At 71.0% G+C, this 16699-nt stretch carries 20 protein-coding genes; 8 read left to right on the top strand and 12 right to left on the bottom strand.

All coding sequences use genetic code 11. The features are described from left to right. On the top strand, positions 1-780 hold the full coding sequence (locus ACZ6ZP_RS25555) for an NAD(P)H-dependent oxidoreductase (RefSeq protein WP_351165836.1): 780 nt from the start codon (positions 1-3) through the stop codon (positions 778-780). Positions 781-803: 23 nt separating this feature from the next. Here the strand turns inward: ACZ6ZP_RS25555 and ACZ6ZP_RS25550 are convergent, their stop codons facing one another. Further along, entirely contained in the window at positions 804-1523 is a 720-nt protein-coding gene (locus ACZ6ZP_RS25550; protein ID WP_468615729.1) for an ABC transporter permease, read from the bottom strand. Between the two features lie 78 nt (positions 1524-1601). After that, positions 1602-2486 (bottom strand): ABC transporter ATP-binding protein, encoded by an 885-nt coding sequence (locus tag ACZ6ZP_RS25545; protein WP_469408528.1) that lies wholly within the window; start codon positions 2484-2486, stop codon positions 1602-1604. Between the two features lie 207 nt (positions 2487-2693). Between ACZ6ZP_RS25545 and ACZ6ZP_RS25540 the strand changes: the two genes are divergently transcribed. Together ACZ6ZP_RS25540 and ACZ6ZP_RS25535 are read left to right on the top strand one after the other, a co-directional pair. Further along, complete coding sequence (locus ACZ6ZP_RS25540) at positions 2694-3827, top strand: sensor histidine kinase (protein ID WP_469408526.1); 1134 nt, start codon at positions 2694-2696, stop codon at positions 3825-3827. Next, on the top strand, positions 3824-4426 hold the full coding sequence (locus ACZ6ZP_RS25535) for a response regulator transcription factor (protein WP_351165829.1): 603 nt from the start codon (positions 3824-3826) through the stop codon (positions 4424-4426). The genes ACZ6ZP_RS25540 and ACZ6ZP_RS25535 overlap by 4 nt, the downstream gene beginning before the upstream one ends. Before the next feature lie 177 nt (positions 4427-4603). Here the strand turns inward: ACZ6ZP_RS25535 and ACZ6ZP_RS25530 are convergent, their stop codons facing one another. From ACZ6ZP_RS25530 to ACZ6ZP_RS25520, 3 genes are all read right to left on the bottom strand, one after another. Further along, complete coding sequence (locus ACZ6ZP_RS25530) at positions 4604-5212, bottom strand: HAAS signaling domain-containing protein (protein ID WP_366462859.1); 609 nt, start codon at positions 5210-5212, stop codon at positions 4604-4606. After that, positions 5209-5583, bottom strand: a complete 375-nt coding sequence (locus ACZ6ZP_RS25525; RefSeq protein ID WP_366462858.1) for a PadR family transcriptional regulator — start codon at positions 5581-5583, stop codon at positions 5209-5211. The genes ACZ6ZP_RS25530 and ACZ6ZP_RS25525 overlap by 4 nt, the downstream gene beginning before the upstream one ends. A 112-nt stretch (positions 5584-5695) precedes the next feature. Further along, positions 5696-6337, bottom strand: a complete 642-nt coding sequence (locus ACZ6ZP_RS25520) for a TetR/AcrR family transcriptional regulator (protein ID WP_351165822.1) — start codon at positions 6335-6337, stop codon at positions 5696-5698. A gap of 95 nt (positions 6338-6432) precedes the next feature. Here ACZ6ZP_RS25520 and ACZ6ZP_RS25515 point away from each other — a divergent pair, with 95 nt between their 5' ends. After that, complete coding sequence (locus ACZ6ZP_RS25515) at positions 6433-6990, top strand: GNAT family N-acetyltransferase (protein WP_351165820.1); 558 nt, start codon at positions 6433-6435, stop codon at positions 6988-6990. A gap of 10 nt (positions 6991-7000) precedes the next feature. Here the strand turns inward: ACZ6ZP_RS25515 and ACZ6ZP_RS25510 are convergent, their stop codons facing one another. Further along, entirely contained in the window at positions 7001-7621 is a 621-nt protein-coding gene (locus ACZ6ZP_RS25510; protein ID WP_351165818.1) for a LysE family translocator, read from the bottom strand. A gap of 111 nt (positions 7622-7732) precedes the next feature. On the opposite strand from ACZ6ZP_RS25510, the gene ACZ6ZP_RS25505 reads away from it, so the two are divergent. Beyond that, positions 7733-8185: an Lrp/AsnC family transcriptional regulator gene (locus ACZ6ZP_RS25505; RefSeq protein WP_469408522.1), complete on the top strand. Its 453-nt coding sequence runs from the start codon at positions 7733-7735 to the stop codon at positions 8183-8185. A gap of 38 nt (positions 8186-8223) precedes the next feature. After that, positions 8224-8352 (top strand): hypothetical protein, encoded by a 129-nt coding sequence (locus tag ACZ6ZP_RS25500; protein ID WP_361466052.1) that lies wholly within the window; start codon positions 8224-8226, stop codon positions 8350-8352. Between the two features lie 38 nt (positions 8353-8390). Here the strand turns inward: ACZ6ZP_RS25500 and ACZ6ZP_RS25495 are convergent, their stop codons facing one another. The 3 genes from ACZ6ZP_RS25495 to ACZ6ZP_RS25485 form a co-directional block, all read right to left on the bottom strand. Beyond that, a complete protein-coding gene (locus tag ACZ6ZP_RS25495; RefSeq protein WP_469408521.1) occupies positions 8391-9212 on the bottom strand; it encodes a helix-turn-helix domain-containing protein in 822 nt (273 codons plus the stop codon). Between the two features lie 97 nt (positions 9213-9309). Further along, on the bottom strand, positions 9310-10455 hold the full coding sequence (gene dgoD, locus ACZ6ZP_RS25490) for a galactonate dehydratase (RefSeq protein WP_399978929.1): 1146 nt from the start codon (positions 10453-10455) through the stop codon (positions 9310-9312). Between the two features lie 98 nt (positions 10456-10553). Next, entirely contained in the window at positions 10554-11282 is a 729-nt protein-coding gene (locus tag ACZ6ZP_RS25485; protein ID WP_351166256.1) for an SDR family NAD(P)-dependent oxidoreductase, read from the bottom strand. A gap of 327 nt (positions 11283-11609) precedes the next feature. Between ACZ6ZP_RS25485 and ACZ6ZP_RS25480 the strand changes: the two genes are divergently transcribed. Then, complete coding sequence (locus ACZ6ZP_RS25480) at positions 11610-12068, top strand: hypothetical protein (protein ID WP_469408519.1); 459 nt, start codon at positions 11610-11612, stop codon at positions 12066-12068. On the opposite strand, the gene ACZ6ZP_RS25475 is transcribed toward ACZ6ZP_RS25480, so the two are convergent. After that, complete coding sequence (locus ACZ6ZP_RS25475) at positions 11978-12658, bottom strand: DNA alkylation repair protein (RefSeq protein WP_469408516.1); 681 nt, start codon at positions 12656-12658, stop codon at positions 11978-11980. The two genes, ACZ6ZP_RS25480 and ACZ6ZP_RS25475, sit on opposite strands and share 91 nt — an antisense overlap. A gap of 166 nt (positions 12659-12824) precedes the next feature. On the opposite strand from ACZ6ZP_RS25475, the gene ACZ6ZP_RS25470 reads away from it, so the two are divergent. Then, positions 12825-13655, top strand: coding sequence for a hypothetical protein (locus tag ACZ6ZP_RS25470; protein WP_469408514.1), 831 nt, complete (start codon positions 12825-12827; stop codon positions 13653-13655). Between the two features lie 75 nt (positions 13656-13730). Here the strand turns inward: ACZ6ZP_RS25470 and ACZ6ZP_RS25465 are convergent, their stop codons facing one another. Beyond that, positions 13731-14363 (bottom strand): hypothetical protein, encoded by a 633-nt coding sequence (locus tag ACZ6ZP_RS25465; RefSeq protein WP_469408674.1) that lies wholly within the window; start codon positions 14361-14363, stop codon positions 13731-13733. 113 nt (positions 14364-14476) lie between these two features. After that, positions 14477-16510, bottom strand: a complete 2034-nt coding sequence (locus ACZ6ZP_RS25460; protein WP_383821737.1) for an RICIN domain-containing protein — start codon at positions 16508-16510, stop codon at positions 14477-14479. Between the last annotated feature and the right edge of the window lie 189 nt (positions 16511-16699).

Raw genomic sequence — 16699 nt, 5'->3', positions numbered from 1 at the left:
ATGAAGATTCTTTGGATATTCGCCCACCCCGAACCGCACTCCCTCAACGGCTCCCTGCGCGACGACGGGATACAGGAACTGCGCGACCTCGGGCACGAGGTCCGCGAGTCCGATCTCTACGCCATGGACTGGAAACCCGTGGTGGACTCCGGCGACTTCCACCGCGAAGCGGTCGACCGGCTCCTGGTCGGCGCCGAGCAGGAACACGCCTACAGCGCGGGCAAGCTGACCGACGACATCACGGCCGAGCAGGAGAAGATCGCCTGGGCCGACACACTGGTGTTCCAGTTCCCGCTGTGGTGGTTCGGACCGCCCGCCATCCTCAAGGGCTGGTTCGACCGGGTCCTCGTCCAGGGCTTCGCCTTCGGACTCCAGGACGACGCGGGGCGAACCCTGCGCTACGGAGACGGCGGCCTCTCCGGCAAACGCGCCATGGTCATCACCTCGGTCGGCGCACGGGAGTCGGGCTTCGGCCCGCGCGGAATCCACGGGCAGCTGGACGAGGTGCTGTTCCCGGTGCTGCACGGCACGTTCTGGTACACGGGGATGGACGCACTCCCGCCGTACGTCGTCTACGGCGCCGACCGCCTGGACGCCGCCGGCTACCGCACCCGCGCCGCCGAACTGCGCGAGCGCCTGCGCACACTGCCGGTCACCGAGCCACTGCCCTACCGCCACGAACACCGCGGCGACTACGACGACGCACTCGTCCTGCGTCCCGAGATCGAGCCGGCCCTCACCGGCGTCGCGGCGCACCGCTCCCGAACACCGGGGCGCTGACGGCGGCCCTGAGCGCCGCACGGTCACCGGCGCGGTTCCCAGCGGAAGAGCCGGGCGGCCAGGGTGGCGGAGACGACGACCCAGGCCAGGGTGGGCAGCAGCAGGGGCAGGGACTCGGCCACGGGGACGCCGCCGTTCCAGGCGTTGAGGACCAGTTCGGTTGCCGAGCCGCCGGGGAGCAGCCGCTTGAGCAGGGTGAGCTCCTGGGTGCCGGTGATGGCCACCCAGTTGGCGACGGCGATGGCGCCGAGGCTGATGGGCAGGGTGGTCACCTGGGCGTGTTCGGGAGAGTTCGTCACACCCGCCGTGGCCAGTCCCAGGGCGAGCATCATGATCACTGTCGAGAGGACCGCGGCCACCAGGAGAAGGACGTTGTCCGGCTCGCCGGCCACCGCGGCCAGCACCGCGAGGATCGCGGTCACCTGGACCAGGGCGAGGACGGTGACCGGGAGAACGAGCCCGGAGAGGATGCCGGCGTCGCCCGCCGGGGTGGAGCGCAGCCGCTTGAGGAAGAGGGTCTGGCGGCGCGATGCCAGCGTGGTCACCGTGGTGGCGTAGAGACCGAAGGCGGCCACGGTGAACATCACCACCGCCGCGATGTACCCGAGGCTGCGCAACTCCTCGAAGGTCTCGTGCTTGTAGACGAAGAACACGCAGACCGCTACGGGGATGATGAAGCTGTTGAGCAGCACCAGCCGGTTCCGGAAGATCTGGGTGAGCTCGCTCAGGGCGATGGAGAGCATGGTGGGGCCTCTTCTCGGGAAGTTCCGGGAGCGGACTGGCTTTGGGTGCGCGGGAACGGGTGTGAGAGCGGACGCGGTCTATGCGCTGCCGATGGCGCGGAAGACGTCGTCGAGCCGCGTCGGTCCGGCTTCGAGCTCCCGCAGTTCCACCGCGTTGTCGTGTGCCCAGCCGAGCAGGGTGTGGAGGTCCTTCTGCAGGCCGAAGGTCTCGATGAGGACCTTCCCGTCGCTCTCGCGCGTGGCCCGCAGCGGCAGCGCCGGCGCGGGCGTGGGCAGGAAGAAGCGGATGGCGGCCGGCAGGGTCCGCGTCAGCTCGGCGACGGTTCCTTCCTGATGGAAGGCGCCCTGATGCATGAGCCCGACGCGGTCGGCGCGCTGCTGGGCCTCTTCCAGGTAGTGCGTGGTGAGCACGATGGTGGAGCCGTCTTCGCGCAGTTTGTCCACGGCGTCCCACAGGGCGTCCCGGGACCGGATGTCCAGGCCCGTGGTCGGCTCGTCCAGAAAGACCAGTTCGGGGCTGCCGTAGACGGCGGTGGCGAAGTCCAGACGCCGCTTCTCACCGCCGGAGAGCTGGGAGACCTGGGTTCCGGCCTTGTGCGTGAGGTCGACGACGCCCAGCACGCGCTCGACCCGGTCCCTGCGCCGGGAGAGGTTCCCGATCAGGCGGACCGATTCCCGCACGGTCAGATCCGGGGAGAATCCGCTCTCCTGCAGCATGATGCCCATCCGGGGCCGCACGGCGCGCCGGTCGCGCGGGCTCTGCCCGAAGACCCGCACGGTGCCCGAGGTGGCCGTACGGTGGCCTTCGATGGTCTCCAGGGTCGAGGTCTTGCCGGCCCCGTTCGTGCCGAGCAGCGCGTAGAGCTCCCCCTTCTCCACCTGGAAGGACAGGTCCTTCACGGCGTGGAAGTCGCCGTAGCTGAGGTTGAGACGTTCAACGTCGATGACGGGTGTCGAGGTCATGCATCGATTTCAGCCGCCGCCACGCCCGTCCGGCAGGGGCGTGGTGTCATCACCGCGCCATGACATTCCTCGGGGTGAAGGCATGACGTGGTGTCACTGGTGACGCCCGCGGAGCCGGAAGAATACTGAGGCACAGACTTTCCATCCCGACCCCGGCCCCTACCCTGGTGACGACCGGTGAGACCGACCCCACGAACGGCCCACACGATGCCCGAGTACGCCCGCACGACGCGGGGGCGGCTGCGCAACGTCAACCTCACCGCGTTCCTCCCGCCGCTCGCCGTCGTGGGCGCGGTCCTTGTGGCGGTCGATGCCCGGAGCTGGTGGGAGGCCGCCCTCCTGACCCTGGGGGTGGTGGCGGGCCTGGTGGTCGTCGAGCGGTGGACGACGGGCGACACCTCCCGCCTCGTACTCCCCTGCCTGATCGTCACCGCTGCCGTGTGGACGGTCGGCGTGCTGGTGACCGACAGCCACACGGCGTGCTACGGCATCACGATCGTGGGCCCCTACTTCATCTCGCAGCTGCCGCGCCACCGCGGGGCGGCCACCTTGGCACTGGCCTCGTTCATCGCCGCCGTAGGCGCGACGAGGCTCCTGGAGTCGCCGGACGACGCTGCCCGTGTGCTGGTCCTCTACGTCCTCCTGCCCACGGGCATCACCGTGGCGGCGACCGGCCTCATGTTCTTCAACCAGCGCTTCTACAAGGTCATCGAGCAGTCACGGGAACGTGAGGCGGAGCTGGCCGTCATCCGCGAACGCATCCGCTTCGCCGGCGATCTGCACGACATCCAGGGCCATACGCTGCACGTGGTGAAACTGAAGATCACGCTGGCCGAGAAGCTGCTGCGCAGCGACATCGAGCGCGTGGCGGAGGAACTGCGGGAGGTGCACGCCCTGGTCGGCGACACCATCGCCCGGACCAAGGAACTCGCCTACGCACAGCGGCGGCTCAATCTGTCCGTGGAGCTGGAGAACGCGAAGAACCTCTTCGAAGCCGCGGGCATCCATGTACGCGTCAACCGCGAGGCCGACGTCGACGAGAGCGTCAACGGGCTCCTCGGTCAGGTCCTCCGCGAGACGACGACCAACATCCTGCGCCACGCGCAGGCCACCCGGGTGCGGATCACTCTCTCGGAATCGGGCATCACCATCGTCAACGACGGCGCGCCAAAGGCTCCCCTCCCCGTCCTCGGCGGCCTCGCCACCCTCAAGGAACGCGTGGGCGACAGCGGAGGCGAGCTGACGGTGGAGCAGCAGGACGGGCGCTTTCGCACGGCTGCGGTGTTCGCCTCTCCTCCCTCGACCGCACCGCCCTCCCCCGCGCCGAAGGACGACCGATGACCACCGTGGTGCTCGCCGACGACGAGGCCCTCCTCCGCAAGGCGCTGGCGGCGCTGCTGCCTCTCGAAGGTGAGATCACCGTGCTCGCCGAAGCACAGGACGGCGCATCGGCTGTCCGGGCCACACTTCGACACCGGCCCGACGTACTGGTCATCGACCTGGAGATGCCCGGCATGGACGGCCTCGACGCCGTCGCGGAGATCCGCCGTGCGCGGCCGGACCAGGTGATCCTCATGCTGACCCGCCATGCCCGGCCCGGTGTGCTCCGCAAGGCCCTGAAACTCGGCGTCCAGGGCTTCGTCAGCAAGTCGGCGGAGCCCGCGCACATCACGTCGGTCATCAACACGCTGCACGAGGGCAGGCGTTGGATCGACCCGGACGTCTCCGCGCTCGCCGTCGTCGACGACTGCCCGCTGACCGACCGGGAGATCGACGTCCTGCGCGTGACCGGCGACGGCTACTCCGTCGCCGAGATCGCCACCCGCCTCCACCTGGCCCAGGGCACCGTACGCAACTACCTCTCGAACGCCATGCAGAAGACCCAGACCCGGACCCGCCACGACGCGGCGCGCTACGCGCGTGAGCACGACTGGCTTTGACGGCGGGCGGGCTCTCTCCCGCGCCCTGGCCGAGGCCTGGCCGACGTCCTGTGGTTCGTCGATGGGCGCGATGACGAGCAGGAGTTGCCCGGCGGCAGCATCGGCTTCGAGGTGATGGGCACCGCCGGGCACCGTCAGCGTGTCATGGCGCACCGACATCGCGGCCCAGGCCCCGCCTCAGGCGCGGCGGACCCGCCACAGCCACGCTGTCGTGCCGGCCAGCAGGGCGAACGTCACCAGGTTGGCGAAGAGAGCCGGGCCGTCTCCCGACGGGGCGCCGTCGGACGAGATCCAGATGCTGATGGCGACCGTCGGCAGGACGGCGGTGAGCAGCACGCCGGTGGTCTTCTGCACCGAGGTCCAGTGCACCGAGGTGCAGAGCAGCACCGCGCCGGCGACGCGGAACAGGGTGCTGCAGAGCTGTGCGGCGGGGACGTCGGGAAGGACCGCCGCCAGGAGGAACGGGAGGGTGAGCATCAGGAGCGGGGCCAGGGGGTGCACCTTGCCGCGCCGGGCGGGCGCACCGGCACCGCCGCGGGCCGGGGCCCCGGCGGCCCAGGCGGTTCCGTTCCCCGCCTCGGCCAGCGCCGTCGCCGCTATCGTCCGAGGGTCCCCCAGCTCCGCCAGAACCTCACCGATCACCGCATCGGGACGTTCGGCGCGCGTCACCTCGATGTGTTCGGCGAGATCGGCGAGGAGTTCCTGGCGCCGGTCGGCGGGGAGCGCGGAGGCCTCGCGCTCGACGGCGCAGAGATAGTCGCGTACGGGATCGGCAGAGGTCTTCATGCGAGGTCTCCGGTGGGGGGATGCGGGGTGGTCAGGAAGGCGTCGACGGCGTTGCGGAAGCCGGGCCAGACGCGGGTGAACTCGTCGAGTGCGGCGCGGCCGCTGTCGGTGAGCGCGTAGTAGCGACGGGGTGGGCCGGAGGCGGACTCCTGCCAGGTGGTGGTGACCAGGTCGTCGCGGCGGAGCCGGGAGAGCAGCGGGTAGACCGTGCCCTGGCTGGTGGCCAGGGCACCGGAGTCCTCCAGGGCCTGGAGGAGTTCCACGCCGTAGCGGGGGCGGTCCCGCATCAGGGCGAGTACGCAGTACTCCAGGACGCCCTTGCGCAGTTGGGCGGCTGCCCGGGCCTGCTTGGTCGAATCACCTGGTTCCATGCGATGCAAGATACCTGGCGAGGCAAACAGCAGGGGAAGGGGGGTGGCGCGGGCGACTACGACCTGCCGGGTCGCAAGCAGGCCGTGACCCGGCGGGTGGTCGACCAGCGGCTCATTCCCCCGCTGCGGTCCCGTCGCACCCGTCACTCCCGTCGCCCATCCGCGCCAAGTACTCGTCCACCAGCGCGACCTGCCGCTCGGCAGGAAACTCCCCGGGTGCGAACAGCGCCTGGACGACCAGGCCCAGTACGAAGCTCTGCGCCGCCGCGGCGGTGTCCTCGGGCCGCGGGGCGAGCGGCAGTTCGCCCCGGCGCTGGGCTTCCGCGACGTGTCCGGCCATCCGCTCGCGCGCGCGGCGGTAGCGCTCGGCGTGCTCCTGGGACAGCTCCGGGTCGGCGAGCGCCACGTCCCAGGAAGCCACCCAGATCCGGTTGCTCGCCGCGCTCTCGGCGTCCAGCGGGAGGATGTCCAGCAGCGTGGCCCGCAGCATCACCAGGCCCGACGCCGCCCCGGCCCGCTCCGCCGCCGGGCGCGGGCGCTCGGCCGAGCGCCGGTCGAGCACCTCCAGGGCGTGCCGCAGCAGGGCTCGCTTGCTGGGGAAGTAGTGCGTCAACAGGCCGGTGGTGGCGCCCATCTCCGCGGCGACCGCGCGCAGGGTGAGACCGCCGAAGCCGTGCGCGGCCAGGACCCGCCACACCGCCTGGGAGACCTCGGTCCGGCGGGCGTCATGGTCGGTACGGGCTGGCGGCGTCATGACCGCTAGAGTACATACCCAACGTTCGTTACGTACCTGGGTGCGCCGGGCCCGACACCGCGCACGCCCAGCCGGACAACCGCATAGGACCAGCCATGTATGCCATACCGCTGACCGAGAATGCCGAGCTCCGCATGCTGGAGCCCTGGCAGGACGCCGAGTTCCTGGCCCACATCGACCGGGCCCGCTCCAACACCGACCCCTGGATTCCGTGGGCCTCCCGCTCCACCGATCTGGCATCCGCCCGCGCCACCCTCCAGAGCTACGCGGACAAGCAGGCATCCGACTCCGGACGGATCTACGGGATCTGGCGGGACGGCACCTTGATCGGCGGGGTCATGTTCGTGCGGTTCGACGCGGAGGCCGGAACCTGCGAGATCGGCGTCTGGGCCGAGCCGGCGGGTGAGGGTCACGGCCTGATCAGCGCCTCGGTCCGGCACTTGATCGCGTACGCGTTCGGCGAGCGCGGCATGCACCGCATCGAGTGGTGGAACAGCGCCGGGAACTCACGCAGCCGCGCCGTCGCCCAGCGGATGGGCATGCGTCTGGACGGCACGTTGCGCGAGCAGTCCCTCTACAAGGGCGTCCGACACGACATGGAGATCTGGTCCCTGCTCGCGCACGAGTGGAGCGGCCGGCCCGACGCCGCGTGAGGCACCCGCCTCAGGCCGCGAGGCGCTCCGCGAGCAGCAGGACGCCGATCACGATCATGGCGGCGCCCGAGATGCGGGTGACCATGCGCGCGGCCTTGGGGCGTGCCCGCAGGATGGTGCGGGACAGGACGCCCACGCACAGGTAGATCGCGGCGCAGCTGAGCGTGTGGACCATTCCGAGCGTGCCGATCTGGGCCGCGAGCGGCCAGCTGCCGTGCGGGGCGGTGAACTGCGGCAGCAGGGCCAGGAAGAGCAGGAGCGCCTTGGGGTTGAGGCCGCTGATACCCACTCCCTTGAGTATCCGGGACCGCACCGCCTCGCTCCCCGTGTCCTGCGACGCGGTCCCGGCGACGGCGGGCCGGGCCAGCGTCGTGGCGCCGAGCCACACCAGGTAGAGGGCGCCGAGGACGGTCAGGGCGGTGAGGACGGAGGGCGTGCTCGCCACGACCGCCGCCACTCCGGCGGCGACCACGGCGGTCAGCGCGACATAGCCGAGCAGCAGGCCGCCGACGGCCGGCACCACGGACCGGTCCCGGAGCCCCGCGTTGATCGCATAGGCCCAGTCCGCCCCCGGTACGAGGATGAGCAGGACTGAGACCGCCCAGAAGGCGGTGATGGAGCTGACTGCCACGACGTACTTCTCCCTCTCAAACTGGTTCTGAGTAGGAGATTAGTTCCGATATGACCAAAGGTGTTTCCAAGTATTGCCAGCCAGGGCAGCTTCAGTGGCAGGATCTCCCCCATGGATGATGTGGACCGGAAGATTCTTGCCGAGCTCCAGAAGGACGGCCGTCTGACGGTCACGGAGCTGGCGGCCCGCGTGCGGCTGAGCCTCTCGCCCTGCCACCGCCGACTGCGCGAACTCGAACGCGGCGGAGCCATCCGCGGCTACCGCGCGATCCTGGACGCGCGCGCCGTGGGCCTGAGCTTCGAGGCGCTGGTCTTCGTCACCATGCGCCAGGAGGACCGTGACACCGTCGCCGCCTTCGAGCAGGCCCTCACCGAGATTCCCGAGATCCAGCAGGCCGAGCGCCTCTTCGGGGATCCCGACTATCTCGTACGCATCGTCAGCAAGGACCTGCCCGCCTTCCAGCGGCTCTACGACGACAAGCTCGCCACGCTGCCCGGCGTCCAGCGTCTGAGCTCCACCCTCGTCATGAAGCACGTGGTGAACGAGCGCGCCCTGCCCCTGTGAACGCCAGGAGCGGTTCCGCGGCGAGGACGCCGCGCGTCGTGGCCAGGAGCAGAACCAGCGGGTTCCACCAAGCCGTCGGGGCGGCGTATCCGTGGATCAGCACCAGGGCCGGTGCGTTCGGCGATCCGTCGAACGGCGGCCTGCTCCTGGCGGTCCCCGCGGGGTGATGGCTGGGCATGGGCCCACCCTCACCGGCCGCGGCACCTCACGTCTTGGACGAATGTTCCGGCTGCGACGGCTGCCCCAGCGCGCCCGGCGTGCAGCCGGCGAAGGCCAACACGTCGCGATGCAGGTGGGACTGGTCGACGTACCCGCACGCCACGGCGACCTCGGCGGCGCCCCGGCCCGCCGACAGGCCTCGGACGGCGCGGTCGAAGCGCACGAGCATCGCGGCCCGCTTGGGCGTCAGGCCGACCTGGGCGGTGAACCTCGACCACAGCCGCTTGCGACTCCACCCGCACGACACCGCCAGCTCGTCGACCCGCACCTGGCCCCGGCGGGCGACGATGTGCTCCCAGCTGGCGACGACCTCCGGGTCCATCGACCGCGCCGAGGCGTGGCGCCGCGCCAGGAACTCGTCCACCAGCGCGAAGCGGCCCTCCCACTCGCTGATGCCGCTCAACTGCTCGCGCAGTCGGGGCTCATGGCGCCAGAGCTCGTCCAGGCCGACCACGAGGCCGTTCAGATCGGAGAGGGACACGCCCAGCAGCGAGTAGGCGCTCACCGGCGACATGCGTACCTCGACGCAGTCCACACGCTCCCCGCGGATACGGGTCTCGCCGGGCGAGAGCCCGGCGGCAAGGCTCCTCAACTCCCGGCTGCCGCCGGTGTTGTCGACGGCCAGGGCGTCGTCACCGAGCTCGATCACGACCGTCACGAGCGGCTGCGGAATGACCCGCGTGTCCAGTCCGGTCGCCGCCCTGTCGCGGAATCCGGCCATCTCCACGCCGGTGAACGGCGACGGGCGGCGCGGGCAGGCGACCTCCCACCCGCGCAGGCGGTCGTCCTCGTACGGAACCGGGTCCACGCCCCCAAACTACCGGCTCGCCCGCCGCGACGCGGCCGGTGCCACCGCCGCCCTCGTCCCGCAGTCCTCTTCCCGCAGCCCTCTTCCCCGGCCGCGCTCACCACTCGGCGAACGAACCGTCCTCGTGCCGCCACACCGGGTTGTGCCAGTCCGCCTGGCTGTCGTCGGCCGCGCGTACCGCCTTCTCGTCGATCTCGATGCCGAGCCCCGGTCCGGTCGGGCGCAGCAGATGACCCTGGTGGAAGCGGAAGACCTCGGTGTCGGCGAGGTAGGACAGGACGTCGGCGCCGGTGTTGTAGTGGATGCCGATCGACTGTTCCTGGATGAGGAAGTTGGGCACGCTGACGGCGATCTGCAGGCTGGCGGCCAGCGCGACGGGGCCCAGCGGGCAGTGCGGGGCGATGAGGGTGTCGAAGGTCTCGGCCAGCGAGGCGATGCGGCGGACCTCGGAGATGCCGCCCGCGTGCGACAGGTCGGGCTGGAGGACCGCGACGCCGGCCTGGAGGACCGGCAGCACGTCCTGCCGCGAGTACAGGCGCTCCCCGGTGGCGATCGGCACGGGCGAGGAGGCGACCAGGGCGGGCAGCAGGTGGTCGTACTCCGGCAGGATCGGTTCCTCGACGAACATGGGGGCGAGCGGCGCCAGATGCGGCAGCAACCGGCGGGCGTTCGCGGCGTGGAAACGGCCGTGGAAGTCGAGCGCGAAGTCCCGCTCGGGGCCCAGGACTTCGCGGGCCGCGGCGGCACGGGTGACGATCGCGTCGACGTCGGCGACAGTGGCGAGGCGGTTCATGCGACCGCTCGCGTTCATCTTGACCGCGGTGAAGCCCGCCTCCACCTGGGCCGTCACCTGCTCGGTGATGTGGGCGGGGCTGTCACCGCCCACCCAGCTGTAGGCGCGGACCCGCTCGCGGACCGGGCCGCCGAGCAGCACGTGCACCGGCACGCCGAGGCGCTTGCCCGCGATGTCCCACAGCGCCTGGTCAAGGCCGGCCACCGCGCTGGAGAGGACGGGGCCGCCCCGGTAGAAGGACCCCTTCGTCATCACCTGCCAATGGTCCTCGATGCCCGACGGGTCCTTGCCGACGAGGAGTTCGGCGAGCTCGCCCACGGCCGCGCGGACCGTGGCCGCGCGCCCCTCGACCACCGGCTCGCCCCAGCCGACCACTCCCTCGTCGGTCTCCACACGGCACAGCAGCCAGCGGGGCGGCACGGAGAACGTCTCGACACGGGTGATCTTCATCGGGTCAACCTCCTTGTACGGCAAGGCAGATGGCGGGGGCGGGGCGGGGCAGACAGGCAGACAGGCAAGCGGGCAAGCGGGCAAGCAGCGGGATCGGCTCAGGCGGACGTCTTGAACACGCTCCATCCGCCGTCCACCACGAGGCTGGCCCCGGTGACGAAGGAGGCCTCGCCGCTCAGCAGGAACGCCGCGCTCGCCGCGACCTCGTCCGGGCGGCCCAGGCGGCCCGCGGGAGTCTGCTCGATGCTGCGGGCCCGGTCGTCAGCGCCGATCGTGTCCCAGGCGCGGGTCAGGATGGGCCCCGGCAGGACGGCGTTGACCCGTACGGCAGGCGCGTACTCCACCGCGAGCTGGCGCGCCAGACCGGTCAGGCCCGCCTTCGCCGCCGCGTAGGCGGGGCGTCCGGGCAGACCCATGACGGCGTGCACGGACGAGACGAAGACCACCGCGCCCCGGGTGGCCCGCAGGTCGTCCAGGCAGGCCCGTACCCCGAGGAACGTGCCGGTCAGCATGACCGACAACTGCAGGTTCCAGTCGGACACTTCGATGGCGTCGGCCGCACCGCCGCGCACCGTGTACGCGTTGCTGACCAGACCGGCCACCGGGCCGAAGTGGGCGCGGGCGACCGCCACCGCCCGCGCCCACGATTCTTCCTCGGCCACATCACACGCCTCGAACACCGCACGCCCGCCGTCCTTGCGGATGGCCTGCGCGGTGCGCTCGCCCTCCTCGACGTCCACATCGGCGATCACCACGCCGGCCCCCTCGGCGGCGAGCCGCCGGGCCGTGGCCCCACCGATCCCCTGGGCTCCCCCGCTCACCACCACGCAACGATCGACGAAGCGCCGGCCGGAGCCGGCTGGCACGCCACCGGTGGAGCCCTGCGCCCCTGATGACGCAGGTGACCCCGACGACTCAGGTGACCCCAACGATTCAGGTAACCCCGACGATTCAGCACTCACAGGCAACTCCCGCCCTTCGCACCGGCACGCACGGCAGCAGCAGGCATCCCCCACCCCTGCACCCTGCCATTAACCATCACCGGGCCCCCTGCCGCCAACACCCTCTCCATCCCCGGATGAAGCTCGCCTCCCCCTCCCCCTCCCCCTCTCCCCGGTCCGCCGAGCAGAAGTTGGTGGACGTGACCGTGTGGCGTGACCGACGATCTGCCGGTGGAACATCTCGTCGATCTCGACCAGGCAGCCGCCCAGATCAGCAGCCGTCGGCCTCAGTGGACGGCCACCGGCCTCGTGGTCGGGCCGCTCACCTGGCGGGACGGTGCCGCGGCTTGGCCGCAGCAGCTGGAACAGAGCCGTGCACAGGTGGAGGACCCGGATTCCGTCGGCGTCCACGTCACCGGTCCCGGAGACTCTGAGCTCTTGGTGGTTGTGTTCCGGGGCGGCTGGGCCGACGTGGACTTCCTCGCGAGCCTCGCGGAGGAAGTCGTGAGCGAGGCCCCGGACATCGGTTCAGCCCGGTCCTTCGGGGAACTCCTCGACGGCTACGTATCCCGGGCCTTCGGTCAGGCCCCCGCCTTGTCGTGCCGGCGGCGCACCATCTCCGAGATCCAGGTGGGCGCGAACGGAGACGTGCACCCCGGGGAGGTCGGGTAGTCCTTGAGCACTCCCAGGCGCTCACCGATGCCGATGGCACGGGCGCGGTGCTCGGGGTGCTCGATCCCGATCTGCGCCAGGCAGTGGTTCATCGCCCACTGGAGGCGATCCGGGGCGTCCTTCATCTGCGCCTCGATGACGTCGAGCAGCCCCGGCAGATCGAGGCCATCGGGCTTCTTCGCCACCCTCTCGGTGGTCAGCGCCCAGCCGGCGCTCGCGACCACCGGATCCGCATCGGCGGACCAGGCGACGCGCAGCTCCTCGGCATGCGGGTTCTTCTTCACCACGTAGTTCACGAGCCAGTCGTGCACCTTGGATGCGCGCGCCTGGCGCAACATGGCGTCCAGCTCGTCGCGCTCGAACGCCTTCGGGCGGCAGATCAGGAGCGCCAGCAGTCTCGCCGCGGTGTCATCCGTCTCCCAGAGCCCGCGCGCGAGGTCCTGCTGCGTCTTCAGCCGCTTCGCGATCGCGCGCAGCTTGCCGAGGTTCACGCCGTGATCGTCGCCGTGTCTCTCGTTGACCTGGCGCGCCTTCGGGTCCTCGAGCCCGGCCAGCTCGGCCAACACCTCGGCCACCGTCGTCTCGGCCACCTCGGCCTCCCTTCCGTCACGTGCGGGACTCACCCTACGAGGGAAGCGGGCCGCCCGCCGGGCACGGCTGGTCACGCGCGCCTGACCAGTGGAAACCCCTGGTCCTCGCCGTCGCCGTCGGCTAGGTTGACGCGGCCGATGATCAGTTGGCTTGGGGGGGGAAACGATGGACGGACGACGAGTGGCTCCGGCGCTGGCGGCGGCCTTGGTGATGGTCACGGGCCTGGCGGGCTGCGGCAACGAGGCGAGCCGGGCGGGAGAGGGCGAGGCGTCCGCGTCCGCGGCGGCGTCCCCGCGCCCTTCGCCCTCTCGTACGCGGGAGAGCCCCGCTCCTGAGGTCGTCGCGCCCACCGGGCCGGCGACCGCGCCCGGCCGTGACACCGTCACGCACCCTCAACAGGTCTTCAGCGGGAAGGAGTTGGAGAAGGTGCTGCTGCCCGACTCCACCTTCGGCCGTCGTCTGCAGCGCGGCGACGAGCACGCGATGCCGTTCGAGAGCACCCACGAACAGCGGAGGCAGCGTTGGCAGTTCTGCCTCGGCGGGGACGAGGACCCGGCCTGGCTGGGCCCGGCCACCTACCGCGGCGCGGAGGCAGTGGCCCACACCCTGCGCGTGATCGGCAACGAGGGGGAGGCGGTGGCCGTACAGCGCCTCGTGTCGCTGCCCGTGGCCTCGGCCCGCGACCACATGCGGGTCGAACAGGACATCATGCGGCACTGTCCGTCCTTCTCCTCCGACATGGAGGCGGGGTCGGCCCAGGAGGAGTACGCCGTGGAGCCGCTGGAGGAGCTGGGCGACGAGGCATACCTGGTCATCCACAAAATCAGGTACGAGGGCGATGTCCGCACCGAGTACTCCGCCCACATCCGCATCGGTGGAGTACTCGCATCCGTCATAGGGGTCGCGGGCATGGCGGACCGCGAGGACACCGTCCGGTGGGCCGCGCAGCTCGCCCGGGAGACGGGCAGCGCGTTGTACGGCGCCGGCCAGGGGTGACCCACCTGCCTGCGACTCGCTCATGGCCCACACGATGACAGCAAGCACTGACAGTCGAGGGAGCACCGGCGCCGCTCAGGTCTGCCCGTGCAGCAGCGGTGCGGATACGGCCAGGCCCGCGTCGAGCTGCGCCATCAGGGCCGTGGGCAGGGCAGGGGGCAGCGGTGGAACGAGGGCGGCGGTCCACCGGTCCACGGAACCCAGGAAGCCGACGAGGTTGTCCCGAACGGATTCCAGGAGTTCCGGCAGCTCTGCCCGGGGGATGTCGATGTGGGGCCCCGTCCGGCGGTTCTCATCGGGCCACAGCCGGATGCTCGTTCCGACGTGCTCGGTTCGTGGTGTGGGATCGTGGCCCAGCCACGGCTCTTCGCCCTTCGTCAGGTCGAGCCAGTCCCGCCAGTTCTCCAGCCCGAAGCAGCATCCGGGCGATGCCGTGACTCCGGTGGCGGTGTCCCGGACCCTCAGGCCGCCGGGAGCGGCGACGGTCTCGGCCGCCACCAGAGCGCGCATTTGCTCCGCAGGGTCCTCGGCGCAGCGCTGTCCGCGCTTGCGCTGCCCCTTGTTGTAGTCGGTCAGGACCGCCATCGCCGTACCGACCTGACGTGGTGTCAGGGGGCCGGACAGGCTCAGGAGACCGTCTGGGGGGAAGTCGGCGACGGGCCACAGAGTGAACTCCTTGGCCTGGTAGGTCTCCAGCACAGCATCCATGATCAGCACGGCCCCAGTGTCTCGCGCCTGTCGCTGCGAACACCTCCCCTTTTCCTGGCCCAACCGGAGCCTCACGTACGCACACGTGCGACCCCGGAACGTCGAGCCGTTCCTCATTCCCGCGAGGCGGGTGCCGCCTCCTCGACTCGCCGCACCGACGACGGCCCTCCATCCCGGTAGTGATCGCGGTCGTAACCACGGCCCCGCTCGGCGGCAGGCGCCTCACGACCCGTCGGCCCCTCACGCGAGGAGGCTCCACCCCCGACCCCGTCACGTCCTCCCCCTCGTACTGCGGGAGAACGGAGGCGGTCACCAGGCCCCTTCGGACCGGCCTGCGGACCGTTCTTCGGGCCGCTCTTCGGGCCGTTCTTCGGGCCGAACCGCTCGGGTCCGTCACAGCAACCGACCTCGGCATACCGCTTTTCGACTTCGCCGCGCCGGGGCGAGTCCGGCGAAGGCTGCCGCTCCTTGCCCTTCGTCCCGTCGCCGCCCTTGGGACCGGACTTCCGCTCTCCGGGCGAGGACGGCTCGCAGGGCGGCGATTCGGTGCAGTCGTCGCCGTACCGCCGCAGCGCGTCAGGGCCGCTCTTCGCGGAGGGGCCGGCCCCACCGTCGATCGACCGGGTGTCCGGGGCGGTCGTCGAGGAGCCGAGCGTCCATCGCTGCTTCGCGGCCCCGTCACGGACCTTGACCACGACATCGGCGCCCTTGCGCAAGGAGGAGGGCGCGACCGCCAGCCGTTCGTGCCACCGGGGCAGCAACTCCCCCAGCACGGTCAGGTCGTAGCGCACCTCGTCACCACGCGCCGCCGAGGGTGCCGCACACCTGCCCAGGGCGATCACGCCGTCGTCCGCGTGCGAGTCGAGGCAGAGGTCGGGCCGGGGAACACTGCTCAGCAGACCGTTGTCGTCGTACGACCACTGCTGACTCGCCTCGGCCGAACACTCGGCCAGCTTCGTCCGGACACCCGGCTTCAGCTTCCGGCCCCGGACGTCGAGGCACAGGTCCGCCGCCACATTGCGGAGCCTGCCCTGGTCGGAGCTGTCGGGGTATCCCGCGGAGGTGGGGGCGGAGGAGCCGACGGGCGGCTCATCGGGATCCGCGCTCGGTCGGTCGTCATGGCTTCCCGCCATGCCGGTCGGGGACACGGACCCGCCGCTGCCGCCGTCACCCGACGAGAGAGTGGCGATGAGCACCGCCGCGAGCAGCGCGGCGGCCCCGAGGGCCGCTCCGGTGCGCAGCGCCCTGGAGTACGTGCGTGCCTGCCCCGGCGGGCCGCCGCCCGGCAGGGGGGTGCGCGGGGAGGGGCGATGGCGTCCGCCACCGCCCGAGCGCCTTCCTCCACGTCCGGTGGCCGCTGCCCCGCCCCTCGCGAAGGCCGCGCGCCCCGGCCTCGACTCCAGATAACGGCGGGCGCCCCAACCGAGGACCGCTTCGGCGAGGAGAATGCCCAACTCGCTCTCGATGTCGGAGAGTTGGTCGGCCGTGTCACGGCAGTGGCGGCAGCCCGACAGATGCTGCTGGACATCGGACAGCAAGGCGCTGCCGCGGCGCATCGTGACGTCGAGGAGTCGGTTGTAGCGGGGGCATTCCTCGGTCGGCGCGAGTTCCCGGTGAGCGCGCACGATGCCCGCCCGGAATTGTTCACGCGCCTGATCGAGGGAGTCGGCCGCGAGATCGGCACTCAGGCCCGACAAACCGGCGGGTATGGATATGTGCTCGGCCTCGACCGCGGTGTGCCACAGCAGGCACTGGGCGACTGCCGGCAGAGCCCAGAAGGAGCGCGCGGCGAGTTGCCGCTTTTCGAGGGTCACGGAGGTCGCCGCCCGCATGCCGCGACCACCGGTCGGCTTGCGGAGTTCGGGCATGAAGGCGGATATGCGGTCGTCGACGGACCATCCTCTGACCGTCTCCCGGACGGTCACCAGGAGATACGGACGCAGGGCCCCGCCCGGCTCGCCACGCGCCATGTCCCCGAGCACCTGGTGGAAGGCTGCCGTGGCGACCATCGAGGCCGAACTCGCGCGCGTGGCAAGGCAGATGGCCGAGTAGTCGGACGCCGACTGCCAGTGCCGCGCGAGCAGCAGGGCGACGGGCCGGTCCGCCTCACTCTCCGGCCGTCCTCGCAGTCGGGCCGCGAGGTCCATGTCGGATTCTCCGGGGCTCACACCGGGGCGAGGGGGGTGGGTCGGGCGTGGGGGGTGGGCGGGTTGCACAGAACCATTTCCTTCCAAGTCGAAGGACGGCACACGGGAAAAGGCGCCCATCCAAGAAAGCGGGCGTCTGATTGGTGCATACCTGGAACTCGCCAAGGCGGGAAAACGGATCAACGAGCC

It is taken from the genome of Streptomyces sp. NPDC054047 (genome assembly GCF_055585065.1).
Note: the sequence above shows the minus strand (reverse complement) of the source record. Positions and strands in the feature narration are given on the sequence as shown.